Source organism: Legionella cherrii (assembly GCF_900635815.1).
Taxonomy (GTDB): Bacteria; Pseudomonadota; Gammaproteobacteria; order Legionellales; family Legionellaceae; genus Legionella; species Legionella cherrii.
In genome coordinates, this window is record NZ_LR134173.1 from 2108565 (window position 1) to 2125603 (window position 17039).

Sequence of the window (17039 nt, forward strand, 5' to 3'; positions counted from 1 at the left end):
ATGTTATTTCAATGGGAGTGAGCTTCTGGATGTTGCCTATAAATTAACTTATTATTGGTGTTCAAGTGAAATCAAGTTCTTTCGATAAACGAAAACCTCTCCCAATTGCAGGAGAGGTCAAAAAAGATTAACTGATATCACTCATAGTTGATACTGCATGATAGCCTGCATCAACATGAACTACTTCGCCTGTAATCCCAGAGGCCAAGTTAGAGCATAAAAACGCAGCCGTATTTCCAACTTCCTCAATAGTAACGTTTCTATGGAGAGGGGTAATGTTTGCATAAGCACTTTGTATTTTACGGAAATCTTTAATGCCTGCTGCAGCAAGTGTTTTGATAGGGCCTGCAGATATGGCATTGATACGGATGCCTTTTTGTCCCAAACTCGCAGCTAAATAACGTACAGAAGCTTCAAGACTTGCTTTCGCGACACCCATAACATTATAGTTAGGGACTGCCTTTTCTGCGCCATAGTATGATAGTGTTAAAAGAGAACCTTCAGTTCCTTCCATCATGGGTAAGGCCGCTTGTGCCAGACCAATTAGACTGTATGCACTGATATCATGAGCAATTCTAAAACCTTCGCGAGTGCACGATTCTACAAAGTCGCCACTAATTTGATCTGCTGGGGCATAAGCAACTGAATGAATTAAGATATCCAGGTGATCCCATTGTTTGCGGAGATTGGAAAAAAGAGCTTGGATTTCGTCGTCGTGAGCTACATCGCAAGGAAAGGTTAGTGTGGAATTGAATTCAGCTGCCATTGACTCGACGCGTTCTTTTAAACGTTCATTTTGATAAGTAAACGCTAATTCAGCTCCTTGTTCATGAAATGCTTTGGCAATGCCGTAAGCAATAGATCTATTGCTTGCAAGACCAATAATGAGTGCTTTTTTACCCGCTAAAAATCCCACTATTCTCTCCTCAATTAATTAGTGTGTGATGCTAACAATTCACGCATTTTAGCTTGAATCATTTCAATAGCAATCCTGTTCTCTCCTCCACGAGGAACAATGATGTCAGCGTAGCGACTGGATGGTTCAATAAACTGCAAGTACATGGGACGTACGGTGGTTTCATATTGATGTACTACCGATTCAAACGTTCGATGCCGTTCAACCACATCTCTTTTTAAACGGCGGGTTAAACACACGTCTAGAGGAGTAGACATAAAAATTCGAATATCCATTATTTCGCGTAACTCTCTATCACTGAAGAGTAAAATGCCTTCAAGAATAATAATGGCATGTTGACCAATAGTTCTGGTTTCAGGCAAGCGCATGTGCTTTGAGTGGGAATAAATTGGTATTTCAACTGGTCTACCTTCCCTTAATTGCCTCAAATGCTCACAAAGCAAAGCATGATCAAAAGAATCAGGGTGGTCATAGTTTATTCTTTCTCTTTCAGTGAAAGGCAAATGACCATTATCTTTGTAGTAGGCGTCTTCAGAAATAACTACTACCTGTTCTGAGCCAAGCTCATTAACAATAGTATTTGCTAAGAGACTTTTACCTGATGCAGAAGGGCCTGAAATCCCAATAATTATGGCTTGTTTATTCATAATAATATCGCTAGAAATTTCGCAAATACTAAAGGTTTTTTGTGTTAAATTCAATCTTTTCTTAGGCTTTGCTTATTAAACAGCCTAGTTTTTGAGGACATAAAACAATTCACTCTATACTAAAGTTTAGCTGATTTTCTATGAGTTCTCAGGTAAAAAGTAACCGAGGTGCCGCGAAGCGCTACTATCGCCTCGCGTCACCCACGATGCTTTTAATTAAAAGCAGATACTATTTCTTGCAAAGGCTGACCAACCGCTGCAGATGGATTTTTTATCATGAGCACAGCGGATAAAGTGGGGGCAATGTCAGTTGTATAAGTCGGTCGGAAAATGCGTTGGGTTTTAAAATAGGGGTGGACAAAGAGTAAAGGAACATAGCTATCATATTGCCAAGGGCTACCATGACTAACTCGATCCTTACTTTTTGCTCCATTGGATTGATTTGGAGGTTGAACGAGGTAAATATCTCCAGAACGGTCTGGATAATACATTTTGTTCACTTTAGCGCTAAGCCAATCTTTTTCAATACCAGTAATTGGTAAAGCAAATGCTTTGAATATCCCAGGCCTTAATGTTAAAGCCTGTGCAAGTGAAAGTTTGACCTCGTTCAGTTTCAACTGATGTTGATTGATTATTTTATGATCAAGGTAGATATAAGGAGGTACGATAGCCATTAGTGTCTGTTCTGGAAGCTTATATTGTTTCTTTAGCAGAGCACGAATATATTGCTCCATTCTAGGGATATTAATTGGATCAATTTCTTTGAAATGATGTGCTTTGAGATAGGTTGGTCCATCATTTACACCATGATCTGCGGTAAGCACAATAAGGGTGTTATTTAGTCCCACTTGTTTGTCAATGGTAGCAAAAAGATGAGCTAGGGTTTTATCTAATTCCAATAAATTGTCTTCTGATTCGAGACTATTAGGACCAAATTGATGACCAATTGCATCAACACCAGAAAAACTAATAGCTAAATAATCAGTTTTTCCATTAGATTGACCCAATCGTTCCTCAATTAAAAGATGCTCAGCGAAATTTGCAGTAAGTTGATCTGCCTTTGGAGTCCGAGATAGTGCTTTAAAATATTCAGGCTTAGGAGAGTGCCTTACATGGTGAGGAAAGGTTTGACCAAAAAGCGCATCTTCGTGATGGAAGACAGGTGAGTTGGCATTTTGATATTCAGTCTTGGAGCGACCAAGAGTCCAATCGTAGTCTTTGGGATGGTATTTTTTGTTCCAATCTTTAACCCATTGAGGATATTGAGAATAGTAATAAGTACTGCTAATAAAACCTCCATTGGTCGTATCAAACCAAAATGCTTTCCCAGCATGCCCTGCAAGGGTGATTGCTGAACGATCTTTTAAGGAGACTCCGAAGACACGCCCTTTTTGCGAGAGTATTATTTCATCGCTTAAAGTTGAGGCAAATAGATTTTTAGGAGAACGTCCTGGAGTGGCGGTATGTGTATGGGGTGTTCTTAATATTTTGGTTTGCAAGTCTTCCATGCAATAAACCATTTGTTGTGATTTTCGGTCATACCATTCATTATTAACGACACCATGCAAGGCTGGAAAGCTTCCTGTTGCGACTGTTGCGTGTCCAGCACAGGTTGTTGTGTTGGCATGAGGATGATGCGTATTGTGATAATCAATGGCATGATTTAATAAATAACTAAATCCACCGTTACCAAATTGTTGTTGGTGCTGATAAATTAAATCGCCGCGTAATTGATCGATTACCAGTTGAACGACTAATTTCGGTTGACTCATTTGCGCATAGCTATTAAGACAATTTAGAACAAGAAAAACGAAGCCGATGTATTTTTTCATAACTCATCCTAACGAGGGCAAAAAGAGTTAAATTAATCAACGGTGCTTAAAAAAGCAATCCAAAAAGAGGCTCTAGTTCTTCTTCAACTCATTAAATCGTTTTTAGTAAGCTGAGTTCAAGATTGTTTTTATCAAACAAAGTAAAAGATTTTTATGATATCTTATTGACTTTTAAAGATAAAAATTAATTAAGTAGTAAAAACAAAATGCATGACTGGCATTATTAATTAGTTTAAACTGCTCACGTTGAAGTAAATTTTACTAATCCCGATTCATGGAGTTTAAGGAGAGCAGAAATGGGTTTTAAGTATGTTGAATACGATTTATTATCAAAATATATCAGGGAGAGTATTGCAACTGAATTAAAAAGACATAAATTGGATGAAAAAAATTTACATCAGGCGTTAATATCTCTTTCTTTTAGCCATCCTGAGCGAGCAATTCAATGTAAATACTTACTTAAAGTTTTAGCATGTCTTGATAAATCCACTAGTCATGATAAAACACTTGTTCTATATGCTGCAGCGTTCTATATTCGTGATCAAATTTTTGAAAGTTATCAAGGCACTGTAACTTCGTTTTTTTTGTCTCCTGAGAACAGTACTTTATATAATCAACTAACAACTTCCCTTAATCTTGATCGAGAAAACTTCCCAGACTCCAAAAATTTACTAGAAATGTATGAGGCTTTAAGCGGCTTTATGCATGCACATGTATATGTCGGTGGGGATTCGAGCAACGGTTATTTGGACAAAAGTAAACAGGTATTCTCAACCCAAAAAATTAAGAATTATAAGGTAGAAACAGTACTAAAAGATTTGGTTAAAAAAATAGCATGCCTTAAATTGGAGCAGATTGAGAAAGCCAAAGAACAAGACCTAAAAGCCTCTGAATTGGGCCAGATTGAGAAGCCTAAAGAATCACAATTAAAAGAATCTGATAAAAAAATCAGGCAAAACCAGGGATTTTTTACACCGAGTGAGGTTAGTCATCCTATCTCTGATACTGCTACGAGTAAAGAGTATATGGAAGAGGTTAGGGAACTGGTATCAGTGCAATGTAACTAGTTTATCTTCCTGAACCTGGTTTATAACCAAATTTTGCCTACGGTCTAGTGTTTTAGCCCAGCTCTCCTGGATACCGCGGATTTCCCCCCCGAACAAATCGGGGGGCGGTCGAGAATTTAGGGGCAAAAGCCATTACAGAATTATAATTGCGGTTCCGAGATTTTTTTCTGTTGCTCAATAGGATAACCTGAGACTGCCCAGTCAATAATACCCCCATCAACAGAATAAACTTCTTGGTATCCCAAATCCATTAAAACTTGAGCGGCAAATAAAGATCTTACTCCACCTTTGCAGTGCAAATAGATAGGATGATTTTTATTTGGAATTTTCGCAGCAATACATGATGCAATGGTATCTTTAGGGATGTGCCATGCTCCAGCTATATGAAACTCTTGCCACTCGTCTAATTCTCGAACATCAATTAAACAAAGATTGGGATTGGTTTCCATCAATTTTTTTAGTTGATGTACATCAATCGTTTTGATCTTAGGGTTGGTCATAACGAACCTCTCTTATTGTTGGTCGTGTAAATGTGGAATGATGCAGCAACCAATAAATTGTTGCTGTGAAAACCCCACCTATCAAGGTGGCAAATGCCCAGGTCGCTGCAGAAACTAAAACAGTTTTTTGTCCTGTTCGATTCATATTTCCTGCATCATGGGCTACTGCACCAGCAAAAATCAAATGCAAAATGCCATTGATAAGCATCATGATAAATAAAAAAGTTTGTATTTGTGTGGAAAATTGTTGTACTAGCTCATTGATCATGAATCAGTTCCTTTAGTTTTGTTAATCAATAGCACCCTTGCATAACCTGCATCACAATCTACACATGATGCAAGAGTTTTAATATTTGTTGATTTTTGAGTCTAACAAACCCATTTTTTGGCAGTGTTTCCCGCTATAAAGGATTGAGTCAGACATAAAGATCTAACGTACAATATAATAACAGAAAATAAATAAGATCTTTTATTTCTGTGTTAACCCCGGTAACATCGTCAAAAATATAAAACGAGAAGAAAAAGCATGAATGTTCATGAAATCCCTGTTCCTCATTTGACCACAGCACATTCTGGACCATTGTTTCATGTGGAAAAAATTGTATTAAATCAAATAGCCGCAATTGAATCTTGGTTTAGGCATCAATGGAAAGACACACCGCCGCCCTTAACCTCATCTGTTGATTTGCGACATGCAGGATTTAAACTGGCACCAGTAGATACTAATCTGTTTCCGGCAGGATTTAATAATCTAAATCCAGAATTTCTGCCCTTGTGTGTTCAGGCTGCGCAGTCTGTGCTCATCGATTATGTTCCCGATTGCACCAGAATCTTGCTTATTCCAGAAAGTCACACTCGAAATAAGTTTTATTTAAAAAGTCTCAACATATTGCGAACTATTTTGGTAAAAGCTGGTTTTGTGGTGCGTATCGGCAGTTTGGATCCTGAGATTAAAGAGCCTACTGAAGTTTTTCTTGAAAGTGGTGAAAGTCTCTTATTAGAGCCTATAGAACGTCAAGGAGACCGTGTGGGATTAACTAATTTTAACCCATGCTTTCTCATGCTCAATAATGATCTGTCGCAAGGAATTCCTGAAATTTTGCAAGGAATAAAACAAAAAATAAGGCCCACAGCACAATTAGGTTGGTTTTCACGATTAAAATCGAGTCATTTTAATTTTTACGAGGAGGTTGCTAGAGACTTTGCCGAATTTGTAGGGATGGATTCCTGGTTAATTAATCCTTATTTCAGTGCGCTTGAAGGTTTGGATTTTATGGCACAGGAGGGGATAGATAGTTTAGCAATCGAAGTGGATAAAATTCTCACCTTGATGAGTGATAAATACGCAACATATGGGATAAAAGAGAAACCTTTTGTTGTGATTAAAGCAGATAATGGTACCTATGGCATGAGCGTCATGATGGTGCATGAAGCAGAAGAGGTGCGCCAATTAAATAGAAAACAACGTACTCGAATGTCGACCAGCAAAGGCGGTCGTAAAGTAGACAGAGTTATTATCCAAGAAGGGGTATATACCTTTGAAACCATGCCCAATGGTTCTGTTGCTGAACCTGTTGTCTACATGATTGGCCAGTTTGTGGTTGGTGGATTTTACAGAGTACACAAAGAGCGTGGGATTGATGAAAACTTAAACGCACCAGGAATGCATTTTGAACCCTTGGCTTTTGCTCAAGCGTGTAATATGCCTTGTGATGACTTAACTGAGGTGGATGAGTCCAATCGTTTTTATGTTTATGGAGTGATTGCACGATTGGCTGCACTTGCTGCAGCAAGGGAAATAGCCGCTATTGGGGGTGAATAATGAAACTTGGCGTGCTGCTGGATCCTCTAAATCAGCTAAAACCTTATAAAGATACATCGCTTGCTATGATCAAGAAAGCGAAAGAGATGGGTTGGTCCTGTGTTGTATTTACACAAGAAGATTTATTTTGTAAGGAAGGGCGCGCTTTTGCACAAGTGCATGATTTAAGTATTGGAGATGTATTCAGCAAGGATTGGGCTACGATCAAAGAGTTAGATGAAATGCCTTTGAGCGAGCTTGATATCATTCTGATGCGCAAAGATCCCCCCTTTAATATAGAATACATCTACACCACATATATCTTGGAACTCGCAGAACGTGAAGGGGTTCTTGTTGCGAACAAACCACAAAGTTTACGTGATGCGAACGAGAAGTTTTTCACCTTAAATTTTCCTCAGTGCTGTCCAACGACACTGGTATCGCGAAATATGAAACGATTGAAAGCTTTTTGGGAGGAGCACAAACAAGTTATTTTCAAACCCCTGGAAGGGATGGGAGGAAACTCTGTATTTCATGTCGAAGAACAGGGGAAAAATTTGGCGGTTATTTTAGAAGTCTTAACTAAAAATCAAACTCAAACCATTATCGCCCAACGTTACATTCATGAAATAAAAAACTTAGGTGATAAACGCATTTTATTAATCAATGGCGAACCTGTTCCTTATGCATTGGCACGAATTCCTGCGGAAGGTGATTTGCGAGGTAATTTGGCTGCAGGTGCTCGTGGTGAAGTAGTACCTATTACTCCAAGGGATAGATGGATTTGCGAACAAATAGGACCTACTCTCAGGGCCAAAGGTTTATATTTTGTTGGCATTGATGTGATTGGTGATTATTTAACTGAAATTAATGTGACTAGCCCAACTTGCTTGCGTGAAATAGAAGCTGAAACAAAACTCGATATTGCTGGTGATTTCTTAAAGTGCCTTCAGAAAATATGCCGTGCTTAGATTGGACACACAACTTACCGATAAGCCTATAGCACAGCACCCGTCATCCCGAGCATCGCGAGGGATCTCCGCGCAGTAGCACGGTGCTGTGATTGGCATCCTTTGCTATGCTCGCGATCAAGGAAAATTTGGAAACTTTGCTTATGCAGCCAGGGTTAAGCTGCCGCTTCACCCTGGCTGCATATTATTCATCGACGTAATCATTGCCAACTTCAGCAGCAGCTTCTTGATCTGCCTTTTTATCATCAACGTACAGAGTGCCAGTATCTAGGTGAGCACCTGCAATGAGATGATTACGGTATTGGAGGTATGCATCCCTCATGAAGGCATATTTATCTAATGCTTCATCCATTATACGATCTGTATCTAACAGTTGTGAGCGTAAATCGATATAGCGCAGAGCTAATAAACTATAGACTACCGTATCATCATGAATGTAAACATAGGGGCTGTACAATGCAAACTGGAATAACCATCCCGCACCATCTCTAAGAGTACTTGGACCCAGTAAAGGAATAACTAGGTAGGGCGAATTCTTATCTCCCCATTTAGCTAAGGTAAGACCTAAATCATTTGAATGGGGGGGTAAACCAAAAGTTTTAGCCACATCAAATAAACCACCCACACCTAAAGAAGAGTTGATAATAAAGCGCCATGAGTCTCTGATTGCCCATTTTCCTTCAGCTTGGAGAAGATCATTACCTACAGTAGGAATGAGATCCAGGTTGTTGTAAAAATTATTGACACTTTTACGTACCGGTGCAGGTAGCACAGCTCGATATACTTTGGCTGGAGGTTTTAAAAATACATTGTCAAATACGGTATTAAACTTATATACCTTTCGGTTAAAAGGTTCAAAAGGATCGGCGGGGTTAGTCCCCTTACAGACACAACCGGTTAAAACGAGGCTACTGGTCAAACTGATAACTAGTGAAATTAAGCGCATGATTTTTTTTATTATTCAACTTATTGGAAGATGTTACACGAGTTTGATGTTCTTGCAAACAATCTATAGTGACTCCGACTATCGTTGATATTTTATTTATAATTAGAGCGGATCGCGTCATCCCGAGTAAGGGATCTCCATGGATAGCACGAGATCCTCGCTAAGCACGGGATTGCGCGATTCTGCCTGGCGAGTTATATGTAAATCTTGGTTATCAGAACTTTAACAAAAAAGTAACCGGGCCATCATTGCATAAATGAACCTGCATGTCGGCACCAAAACATCCACTTTGTGTATGAGGGTATAATTGAGATGCTCGAGTCAATAGGTTATCAAACAGTTGTCGGCCAAGCTCAGGAGGTGCTGCATTAGAAAAACTTGGACGCAATCCTTTTTGAGTTTCCGCCATTAAAGTGAATTGTGGCACTAATAATAAACCACCTTGAACTTCTTTAAGACTTAAATTCATCTTACCCTGGCTGTCACTAAAAATACGGTAGTTGATGCATTTATCTAACATTTTATTAATAGTATGCTCTGAATCTTCAGGCTCAAAACCACATAGAATCAAAAGACCCTGGTCGATTTTGCCGACAGTTTCGCCTTCTATATCTACTCGGGCGTGTGTCACCCTTTGAATTACAATCAACATGCATCAAGCCCTTGTTTGGAAATTTCTTTACTTGCATAAATTAAGGCATCAATTATACCTGATTCTCTATCGGAATGTCCTGCGTCACGAACTATTCTTAAATTGGATGCTGGTATGGCCTGATGAAGCTCGAAGGCACCAGCCAATGGAGAAATTAAATCAAAACGGCCGTGTACGATATATGTTGGAATATGTCTTATTTTATGGACATTCGCTATGACCTGATTTTCTTCAATGAAAAAATGATTGTTGATGTAATGGGACTCCAATGTTGCAAGAGCCAGGGCGAAATGCGGATCGCTGAATTGATCAATAACATATAGATGAGGTTGCAAACTGCTGCAACGTGCTTCCCATAAGGCCCATGCTTTTGCAGCACTCATACGTGCCAGTTCGTTGGGGCCTTGCAAACAGTTGGCATAATACTTGGGAATTTGCCCCAGCATGTTTTCAGGAACGCTACTAATAAATTCTTCCCAAAAATCAGGATATACCAGGTTCGCTCCGTGTTTATAAAACCAATCAAAATCTTGTTGCCTTCCTAAAAAAATTTGATGAAGTTGCAGCGCTTTAATTTGTTGAGGAAATTTTTGCGCGTAAAGCAAAGCCAACAAAGAACCCCAACCTCCACCAGACAATACAAATTCGGATAAGCCTAAGAAATCGCGGATGGCATCGATGTCATCCAGTAATAAACTGGTTGTATTTTCACGAACTTCCAAATGTGGTGTAGAGCGTCCACAGCCGCGTTGATCAAAAATTATGATTCGATAATGCTGGGGATCAAAAAAACGTCTAAGATAACCATCACCAGAAGAAGCACCAGGGCCTGGATGCAATACCACAACAGGCAATCCCTCGGGATTTCCTGTTTCTTCAATGTAAAGTGTGTGTAGTGCACTAACTTTTAATTCATGTTGCGCATAAGGTTTAATTGATGGATAGAGTGAGTGCATTATAGTCCTTTAGGAAGTTTGTTTTACCTTATTGCATTATTTTGCGCTGTGGCGCGCTTGAAAGCAATAAGTATTCACTTTAACCTGGAAAAACAGATTACAATAGCCTCTACTATCAATAAGTTCAGCGATAATCGTTTTTAACTACGCCCCGCGGTTACGCTGCAGGGTGTAGGCAGAAACTTAATGGCAGAGACCACAACCACAACTGCTTTTTCTAGGTTTACCTGTAAAACAAGTTTATACTTAAAGTTAGTATAGCTTCTATTTTCTTTCGCTTGCGAGATAGTAGGATCTCTTAATAGAATACACCATCTTTTTTTCCTGGGATTTATTTATGACTCTTGCTGCAATTCTTAAAGGACTGAATGAGCGACAACGTGAAGCAGTTACCTCTCCACTTGGTAATACGCTAGTCCTGGCTGGAGCAGGAAGTGGAAAAACGAAAGTTTTGGTCAGTCGCATAGCCTGGCTTATTGAAGAAGAGCATATCTCGCCTCATGGAATTTTGGCCGTAACTTTTACCAATAAAGCTGCGGGCGAAATGAAAGCACGGTTAAATAGTATCTTGAGTACTCCGGTACTGGGACTATGGGTAGGAACTTTTCATGGATTGTGCCATCGTTTACTTCGTCGACACTATAAAGAGGCGAATTTACCTGAATTATTTCATATTCTGGACTCTGAAGATCAGGCGCGGGTAATCAAGCGCGTTATTGCCTCATTGAACCTTGATCCCGAACAATGGCCAGTGAAACAGGCCCAGTCCTTTATTAATGGGCGTAAAGATGAGGGAATACGACCTCAACACGTACATACTTTGCCTTACGGACCTGGTAAAACCTTGCTCAATATTTATAGTGCCTATGAACAAGCATGTCAGACTGCAGGGGTGATTGATTTTGCAGAGTTGTTATTGCGGACTCATGAGCTACTACGTGATAACCCCGAAATTCTTGAGCATTACCGTCAACGTTTTCAAGCCATATTAGTCGATGAGTTTCAAGATACGAATACGATTCAGTATGCATGGATACGTCTTCTCGCAGGCGAGCATACGGCTGTTATGGCAGTGGGTGATGATGATCAATCCATTTATGGTTGGCGTGGCGCTAAGGTTGAAAATATTCAGCAATTTTCTCAGGACTTTAAAAATACCCAAATTATCCGTTTGGAGCAGAACTATCGTTCCACAGCAACCATACTTAACGCGGCAAATGCACTCATTACCCATAATAATTCGAGGATGGGGAAAGACTTGTGGACGGATGGGGCAACTGGGGAAAAAATTCTAGTTTACGGCGCGTTTAATGAGCTGGAAGAAGCGCGCTTTGTCTGCGAACGAATTATGATGGAAATCAATCAGGGGGGAAGTGCTGATGAAATTGCTATTTTATATCGTTCCAATGCCCAATCCAGGGTTTTAGAGGAGGCATTGCTGCGCGCAGGGATTGCCTATCGTATTTATGGTGGGGTGCGTTTCTTTGATCGAGCAGAAGTCAAAGATGTTTTAGCTTATTTGCGTTTATTAGTTAATCCTCACGATGATAGCGCTTTTGATCGCGTAGTCAATTTCCCAACACGAGGTATTGGTGAAAAGACGCTTGACGATTTGCGTCATTATGCGAAAGCAGAACAATGCTCATTGTGGCATGCGGCTAAGACCTTATTACAATCGGGTGAGATGGCTCAGAGGGCAGGTTCTGCATTATCGAAGTTCATCGAATTAATAGAACAATTGCACCAAAATACTCAATCAATGGAGTTGGATGAGCAGTTATCTGTAGTGATTCAGCTGAGTGGATTGTATGCTCATTTCAGCAAAATCAAAGGGGATAAGTCGGAGTCTCGCCTTGATAATATCCAAGAACTAATCAATGCTGCAAAACAATTTCGTTATGAACAAGAGGAAGATGAGGAAATCCCTTTAATTAACGCATTCTTGGCACATGCTTCTTTGGAGGCTGGAGAAATGCAGGCGGGAGAACATGAGCGTTATGTTCATTTAATGACCTTACATGCTGCTAAGGGGCTTGAATTCCCTATAGTATTTTTAGTTGGAATGGAAGAAGGGGTGTTCCCTGGAAAACAGTCTTTGGAAGAACCTGGACGTTTAGAAGAAGAACGCCGTTTATGCTATGTGGGTATGACGCGCGCTATGCGAAAATTGGTTTTGTCTTATGCTGAAATAAGACGTCAATATGGGCGAGAGGAGTATCATCGGTCTTCACGTTTTTTAAGGGAGCTGCCTCAAGAATTACTTAATGAAGTTCGTGTCAAGGCGAAATTTCAATCTCCTGTTATTTCTCGAAATAAACCCACAGTGATGCCAGAAGCAGAAACTTCGGGATTGTCTTTGGGACAAAGTGTAACCCATGCCAAGTTTGGTCAGGGTGTGGTGTTGGCTGTTGAGGGGAGTGGGGCACATACCCGTGTTCAGGTAAAATTTAGAGAACATGGTGTTAAGTGGCTGGTTTTAGCCTATGCTAATTTAGCTGTAGAGGCACAGTGACCTAATTCAAAAGAACGTAAGAGCACTGAAACTATGTCATTTTCGCCAAGATAGTAGAATTGTAAACGGACCCTATTGAATTTTCTTGAAGCGGATGCTAGGGTGCCGGTTGGAAAGTTGTTGGTATTATGTTAACTATTAAATAAGGGGAACTGTGTGAAATTTACAAATTTATTGACAGTAGGAGCGCTGACAGCATCTTTAGTATCACCTGCAATTATGGCAGCAGATACCAATAATACAACTCCTATGTCTGATGCACAAAAAAAAGAAATTGAAAAAGTGGTGCATGACTATTTAGTAGCTAATCCAGAAGTGCTTTTGGAGGCTTCGCAAGCGCTGCAACAAAAACAACAACAAAATATGCAGCAGCAAGCACAATCTGCAATTAAAGAAAATACCGATCAATTGTTTTTAGGTAAAACGACCATTGTTGGGAATCCAAAAGGTAATGTGACTATTGTTGAATTCTTTGATTACCAATGCATCCATTGCAAAAAAATGTCACCTATTATTGACAGCTTAATTAAAAAAGACAGTGATCTACGCGTTGTTTATAAAGAGTTCCCAATTTTTGGTAAGAGCTCCGAGTTGGCTTCCAGAGCTGCTTTGGCTGCTGGTATGCAAGGTAAATATCAAGAAATGCATAACGCATTGATTGGCATTGACAAGCGCTTAAATGATCAAATCGTTATGGCTACTGCAAAGTCTTTAGGTTTGGATATGAAGAAATTAAAGGCTGACATGCAAAGCAAAGAAGTGACTGCTATTTTAGATGCAAACCGTGAATTAGCAGAAAAATTACACTTGATGGGAACACCTGCATTTATAATTGCTTCAACTCCAAATGGACAATTTAAAACAGGTTCTGAACCTTCATTTATACCTGGTGCTGCTAGTGAAGAGTCACTGCAAGAGTTAATTAAGAAAGCAGCAGGTAATTCATAATTAATCGTAGGTAGCTACTGAAGTAGGGGCTGTTTACATTTTACTAGATTGAGCTAAAATGGTTAATTTTAGAGCATCGAAATGCCCCCTTCATCTGGAGTATAGTGAGGGATCTCCTGTTGTAACATTGTGTTACACTCTGGAGTTCTGTCACTACGCTCCGATGAAGGGCGTTGTGTGAGTATCGGATGACATAAATCAAGCCATTGTGGCACAAGATAGAATTTTAAATAGACCCTAGCCTGGGTTTTCATACCAATTTCCCAGGTTCCAATTCGCTCCACCCAGTTTACATTGAGATTTTCATGACAAAACCATCTACATTTCAGGACATTATTCTCACTTTGCAGCAATATTGGGCTGCGCAAGGATGTGTCATTTTACAACCCTTTGATATGGAAGTTGGCGCGGGTACTTTTCATCCGGCTACTTTCTTACGAGCAATAGGCCCTGAGCCTTGGTCTGCGGCTTATGTACAGCCCTCTCGGAGACCCACTGATGGCCGTTATGGAGACAATCCAAACCGGGTACAACATTATTATCAATTTCAGGTGGTCCTTAAGCCATCGCCTTTAGACATACAGGATAAATATCTGGACTCATTACGTGCTCTGGGTGTGGATCCTTTGACTGATGACATTCGTTTTGTTGAGGACAACTGGGAATCACCAACTTTAGGTGCTTGGGGCCTGGGTTGGGAGGTCTGGCAAAACGGAATGGAAGTATCCCAATTTACTTATTTTCAACAAGCAGGCGGTCTGGCATGTAAGCCTGTAACCGGTGAGTTGACTTACGGTTTAGAACGTTTGGCAATGTATATCCTGGGTGTAGATAACCTATTCGATCTTCCTTGGAGTAATACAGCAAATGGCATAATCACTTACGGTAATGTATTTCATCAAAATGAAGTAGAGATGTCCGCCTATAACTTTGAGCATGCGAATGTGGACGAATTATTTAAACAATTTGATTACTATGAGGCTGAAGCACAAAAGTTAATTGCGTTACAATTACCACTTCCAGCTTATGAAATGGTAATTAAAGCATCACATTCATTTAATTTACTGGATGCACGCAAAGCGATATCCGTTACTGAACGGCAACGCTATATTTTACGCGTAAGACATTTATCAAGAGCTGTTGCGCAAGCATATTATCAAGCGCGCGAGGCTTTGGGCTTTCCTATGCTTAACCAAAAGGTGTGTGATGGTCAATGATTTTATTTTTGAATTAGGTTGTGAAGAGTTACCTTCTGGTTCGGTTTGGCCTTTAGCTGATGAGTTTGCGAATCAGTTATTAGCTGCATTAGATAAAGCACAATTAGAGTATGGTGAGGTAAAACGTTTTGCCACACCGAGACGGATCGCAATCGCAATTTTTGATTTGCAAGAAGAACAAAAAAGCCAAAGTGTTACTCGCCGAGGTCCGGCATTCGCTGCGGCTTATGACAAGGATGGAAAACCTACAGCAGCCTTACTTGGATTTGCGAAGTCATGTGGTGTGGACGTAGACAAACTTTCTCGAATCGAAACGGATAAAGGGGATTGGATTGTCTATGAAACATTAAGCCAGGGTAATAAAACCAAAGATTTATTACCTGTTTTAATAGGTCAATCTTTAGCTGCTTTGCCGATTGCTAAACCCATGCGCTGGGGCGCTGGGGATGAAGAATTCGCCCGACCTGTTCATTGGGCGGTGATGCTTTATGGCGATACAGTAATTGAGCATTCTATTTTGGGCATTAAGAGCGATCGCAACAGTAGAGGGCACCGCTTTCACCATCCGCAATCCATTGTAATTAATTCAGCAGAAAGCTATGAATCACAGATGAAAGAAGCCTTTGTTATTGCTGATTTTACAATCAGAAAACAAATGATTAGAAAACAGGTGGAGGAATTGGCTGCGTCCGTTCAAGCGACAGCGGTCATGCCAGAAGATTTACTTGACGAAGTGGCTTCAATTGTTGAATGGCCCCAAGCTTTGATGGCTAATTTTGAAAAAGAGTTCCTCGAAGTTCCTGCTGAATCATTAATTGCTTCGATGCAATCGCATCAAAAGTGTTTTGCACTTAAGGATAAAGAGGGGAAGTTACTGCCTCATTTTATTACAGTGTCTAATATTGCCAGTTCCAATCCAAAACAAGTTATTTTAGGAAACGAAAAAGTGATGCGTGCTCGCTTAAGTGATGCGGCGTTCTTTTTTAGACAAGATAAAAAACTGCCTTTAAGCCAGCATATTGCTGGTACAGAACAGGTTGTTTTCCAGGCAAAATTGGGGAGCTTACTTGACAAAGCGTTACGAATTGAAGCTCTGATGACCTATTTAAGTCCGGCCTTACACTTAAATATCAAACAAGCGCAACGTGCCGCACAACTGAGTAAATGTGATTTGTTGACTGGAATGGTTGGTGAGTTTCCCGAGTTACAGGGGTTAATGGGATATTATTACGCACTAAATGATGGTGAAGATCAGTTTGTTGCACACGCTTTAAATGAACAATACATGCCTCGTTTCGCTGCAGATGACTTACCTGAATCTGATTTGGGCCTCGCTTTATCTTTAGCCGATCGAATCGATACTTTGGTTGGTATTTTTGCCATAGGCCAAAGACCTTCAGGGGTAAAAGATCCATTCAAATTGCGTCGTCATGCTTTGGCTGTTGTCCGTTTATTGATTGCAACGCCAGCACAGCTCAATTTAAGTACATTAATTGAGCAAGCAATGGTTCATTATGGAAAACGTATATCCGTTGAACCCAATTTACTGGATGAATTGAAATTTTTTATCCTGGAGCGATTGCAATCCTATTACCAAAGTCAAGGTTTAAGTGTTGATTTGGTCCATGCAGTACGCGCTCGTCAGGATGATTGGTTGTATGATTTGGATAAGCGTCTTGCTGCTTTACAGTTATTTGTAAAATTGCCCGAAGCCGCTTCTCTTTCCGCTGCATGCAAACGGGTGAACAATTTACTTTCTCAAGCAGGAAGACAAACCTTGTCACCCGTAAACGAGCAACTTCTTGAGGAGGGGCCCGAAAAGTTTTTATATATTCACATCGATCAAGTAGCACGTGCGGTAGAGCCTTTGTACCGTGCTGCTGACTATGGTCCATTGCTGAAATTGCTTGCTAGTCTTAAAGAACCGGTCGATCTGTTTTTTGATAAAGTAATGGTCATGGTTGAGGATCAAACAATAAAAGCAAACCGTTTAGCACTTTTGGCATGTTTACAGGATTTATTGCAAGGAGTTGCTGATATTTCATTACTGCAGATTGGATGATATAAGTAGCCT

General features: G+C 40.1%; 16 protein-coding genes. 7 read left to right on the plus strand and 9 right to left on the minus strand.

Annotated elements, in window-relative coordinates:
- Positions 1-127 precede the first annotated feature (127 nt).
- The 3 genes from EL022_RS08895 to EL022_RS08905 form a co-directional block, all read right to left on the minus strand.
- On the minus strand, positions 128-916 hold the full coding sequence (locus EL022_RS08895) for an enoyl-ACP reductase FabI (RefSeq protein WP_028382020.1): 789 nt from the start codon (positions 914-916) through the stop codon (positions 128-130).
- A 14-nt stretch (positions 917-930) separates the two neighbouring features.
- Positions 931-1563 carry a uridine kinase gene (gene udk / locus EL022_RS08900; RefSeq protein WP_028382019.1) on the minus strand — a complete coding sequence of 211 codons (633 nt, stop codon included), beginning with the start codon at positions 1561-1563 and terminating at the stop codon, positions 931-933.
- A gap of 212 nt (positions 1564-1775) precedes the next feature.
- Positions 1776-3395 carry an alkaline phosphatase family protein gene (locus EL022_RS08905; protein WP_028382018.1) on the minus strand — a complete coding sequence of 540 codons (1620 nt, stop codon included), beginning with the start codon at positions 3393-3395 and terminating at the stop codon, positions 1776-1778.
- Positions 3396-3691: 296 nt separating this feature from the next.
- Here EL022_RS08905 and EL022_RS08910 point away from each other — a divergent pair, with 296 nt between their 5' ends.
- Positions 3692-4462: a hypothetical protein gene (locus EL022_RS08910; protein WP_028382017.1), complete on the plus strand. Its 771-nt coding sequence runs from the start codon at positions 3692-3694 to the stop codon at positions 4460-4462.
- 140 nt (positions 4463-4602) lie between these two features.
- On the opposite strand, the gene EL022_RS08915 is transcribed toward EL022_RS08910, so the two are convergent.
- Positions 4603-4962 (minus strand): rhodanese-like domain-containing protein, encoded by a 360-nt coding sequence (locus tag EL022_RS08915; RefSeq protein WP_028382016.1) that lies wholly within the window; start codon positions 4960-4962, stop codon positions 4603-4605.
- Positions 4949-5230 (minus strand): hypothetical protein, encoded by a 282-nt coding sequence (locus EL022_RS08920; RefSeq protein ID WP_028382015.1) that lies wholly within the window; start codon positions 5228-5230, stop codon positions 4949-4951. The genes EL022_RS08915 and EL022_RS08920 overlap by 14 nt, the downstream gene beginning before the upstream one ends.
- A gap of 258 nt (positions 5231-5488) precedes the next feature.
- Here EL022_RS08920 and gshA point away from each other — a divergent pair, with 258 nt between their 5' ends.
- Positions 5489-6784 (plus strand): glutamate--cysteine ligase, encoded by a 1296-nt coding sequence (gene gshA, locus EL022_RS08925; protein ID WP_028382014.1) that lies wholly within the window; start codon positions 5489-5491, stop codon positions 6782-6784.
- Positions 6784-7734 (plus strand): glutathione synthase, encoded by a 951-nt coding sequence (gene gshB, locus EL022_RS08930; protein WP_028382013.1) that lies wholly within the window; start codon positions 6784-6786, stop codon positions 7732-7734. The genes gshA and gshB overlap by 1 nt, the downstream gene beginning before the upstream one ends.
- Before the next feature lie 184 nt (positions 7735-7918).
- Here the strand turns inward: gshB and EL022_RS08935 are convergent, their stop codons facing one another.
- The 3 genes from EL022_RS08935 to pip form a co-directional block, all read right to left on the minus strand.
- Complete coding sequence (locus EL022_RS08935; RefSeq protein WP_028382012.1) at positions 7919-8680, minus strand: MlaA family lipoprotein; 762 nt, start codon at positions 8678-8680, stop codon at positions 7919-7921.
- A gap of 214 nt (positions 8681-8894) precedes the next feature.
- Positions 8895-9332 (minus strand): D-aminoacyl-tRNA deacylase, encoded by a 438-nt coding sequence (dtd, locus tag EL022_RS08940; protein ID WP_028382011.1) that lies wholly within the window; start codon positions 9330-9332, stop codon positions 8895-8897.
- Positions 9326-10288, minus strand: coding sequence for a prolyl aminopeptidase (pip, locus tag EL022_RS08945; RefSeq protein WP_028382010.1), 963 nt, complete (start codon positions 10286-10288; stop codon positions 9326-9328). Before pip ends, dtd begins: the two co-directional genes overlap by 7 nt.
- A 337-nt stretch (positions 10289-10625) precedes the next feature.
- On the opposite strand from pip, the gene uvrD reads away from it, so the two are divergent.
- Together uvrD and EL022_RS08955 are read left to right on the plus strand one after the other, a co-directional pair.
- Positions 10626-12800: a DNA helicase II gene (uvrD, locus tag EL022_RS08950; RefSeq protein WP_028382009.1), complete on the plus strand. Its 2175-nt coding sequence runs from the start codon at positions 10626-10628 to the stop codon at positions 12798-12800.
- A 156-nt stretch (positions 12801-12956) separates the two neighbouring features.
- Entirely contained in the window at positions 12957-13748 is a 792-nt protein-coding gene (locus EL022_RS08955; protein WP_028382008.1) for a DsbA family protein, read from the plus strand.
- Positions 13749-13816: 68 nt separating this feature from the next.
- On the opposite strand, the gene EL022_RS08960 is transcribed toward EL022_RS08955, so the two are convergent.
- The gene (locus EL022_RS08960; RefSeq protein ID WP_126325164.1) at positions 13817-14002 is read right to left on the minus strand and encodes a hypothetical protein; all 186 of its coding nucleotides are present in this window, start codon (positions 14000-14002) and stop codon (positions 13817-13819) included.
- A gap of 51 nt (positions 14003-14053) precedes the next feature.
- Between EL022_RS08960 and glyQ the strand changes: the two genes are divergently transcribed.
- Positions 14054-14965 (plus strand): glycine--tRNA ligase subunit alpha, encoded by a 912-nt coding sequence (gene glyQ, locus EL022_RS08965; RefSeq protein ID WP_028382007.1) that lies wholly within the window; start codon positions 14054-14056, stop codon positions 14963-14965.
- A complete protein-coding gene (gene glyS / locus EL022_RS08970) occupies positions 14955-17027 on the plus strand; it encodes a glycine--tRNA ligase subunit beta (protein WP_028382006.1) in 2073 nt (690 codons plus the stop codon). The genes glyQ and glyS overlap by 11 nt, the downstream gene beginning before the upstream one ends.
- The last annotated feature ends 12 nt before the right edge of the window (positions 17028-17039 follow it).

Bases quoted from the DNA above. Each gene is read 5' to 3' on its own strand.
- udk (WP_028382019.1), bottom strand. From the start codon at position 1,563: ATGAATAAACAAGCCATAATTATTGGGATTTCAGGCCCTTCTGCATCA.
- EL022_RS08905 (WP_028382018.1), bottom strand. From the start codon at position 3,395: ATGAAAAAATACATCGGCTTCGTTTTTCTTGTTCTAAATTGTCTTAAT.
- EL022_RS08910 (WP_028382017.1), top strand. From the start codon at position 3,692: ATGGGTTTTAAGTATGTTGAATACGATTTATTATCAAAATATATCAGG.
- EL022_RS08915 (WP_028382016.1), bottom strand. From the start codon at position 4,962: ATGACCAACCCTAAGATCAAAACGATTGATGTACATCAACTAAAAAAA.
- EL022_RS08920 (WP_028382015.1), bottom strand. From the start codon at position 5,230: ATGATCAATGAGCTAGTACAACAATTTTCCACACAAATACAAACTTTT.
- gshA (WP_028382014.1), top strand. From the start codon at position 5,489: ATGAATGTTCATGAAATCCCTGTTCCTCATTTGACCACAGCACATTCT.
- gshB (WP_028382013.1), top strand. From the start codon at position 6,784: ATGAAACTTGGCGTGCTGCTGGATCCTCTAAATCAGCTAAAACCTTAT.
- EL022_RS08935 (WP_028382012.1), bottom strand. From the start codon at position 8,680: ATGCGCTTAATTTCACTAGTTATCAGTTTGACCAGTAGCCTCGTTTTA.
- dtd (WP_028382011.1), bottom strand. From the start codon at position 9,332: ATGTTGATTGTAATTCAAAGGGTGACACACGCCCGAGTAGATATAGAA.
- pip (WP_028382010.1), bottom strand. From the start codon at position 10,288: ATGCACTCACTCTATCCATCAATTAAACCTTATGCGCAACATGAATTA.
- uvrD (WP_028382009.1), top strand. From the start codon at position 10,626: ATGACTCTTGCTGCAATTCTTAAAGGACTGAATGAGCGACAACGTGAA.
- EL022_RS08960 (WP_126325164.1), bottom strand. From the start codon at position 14,002: ATGAAAACCCAGGCTAGGGTCTATTTAAAATTCTATCTTGTGCCACAA.
- glyQ (WP_028382007.1), top strand. From the start codon at position 14,054: ATGACAAAACCATCTACATTTCAGGACATTATTCTCACTTTGCAGCAA.
- glyS (WP_028382006.1), top strand. From the start codon at position 14,955: ATGGTCAATGATTTTATTTTTGAATTAGGTTGTGAAGAGTTACCTTCT.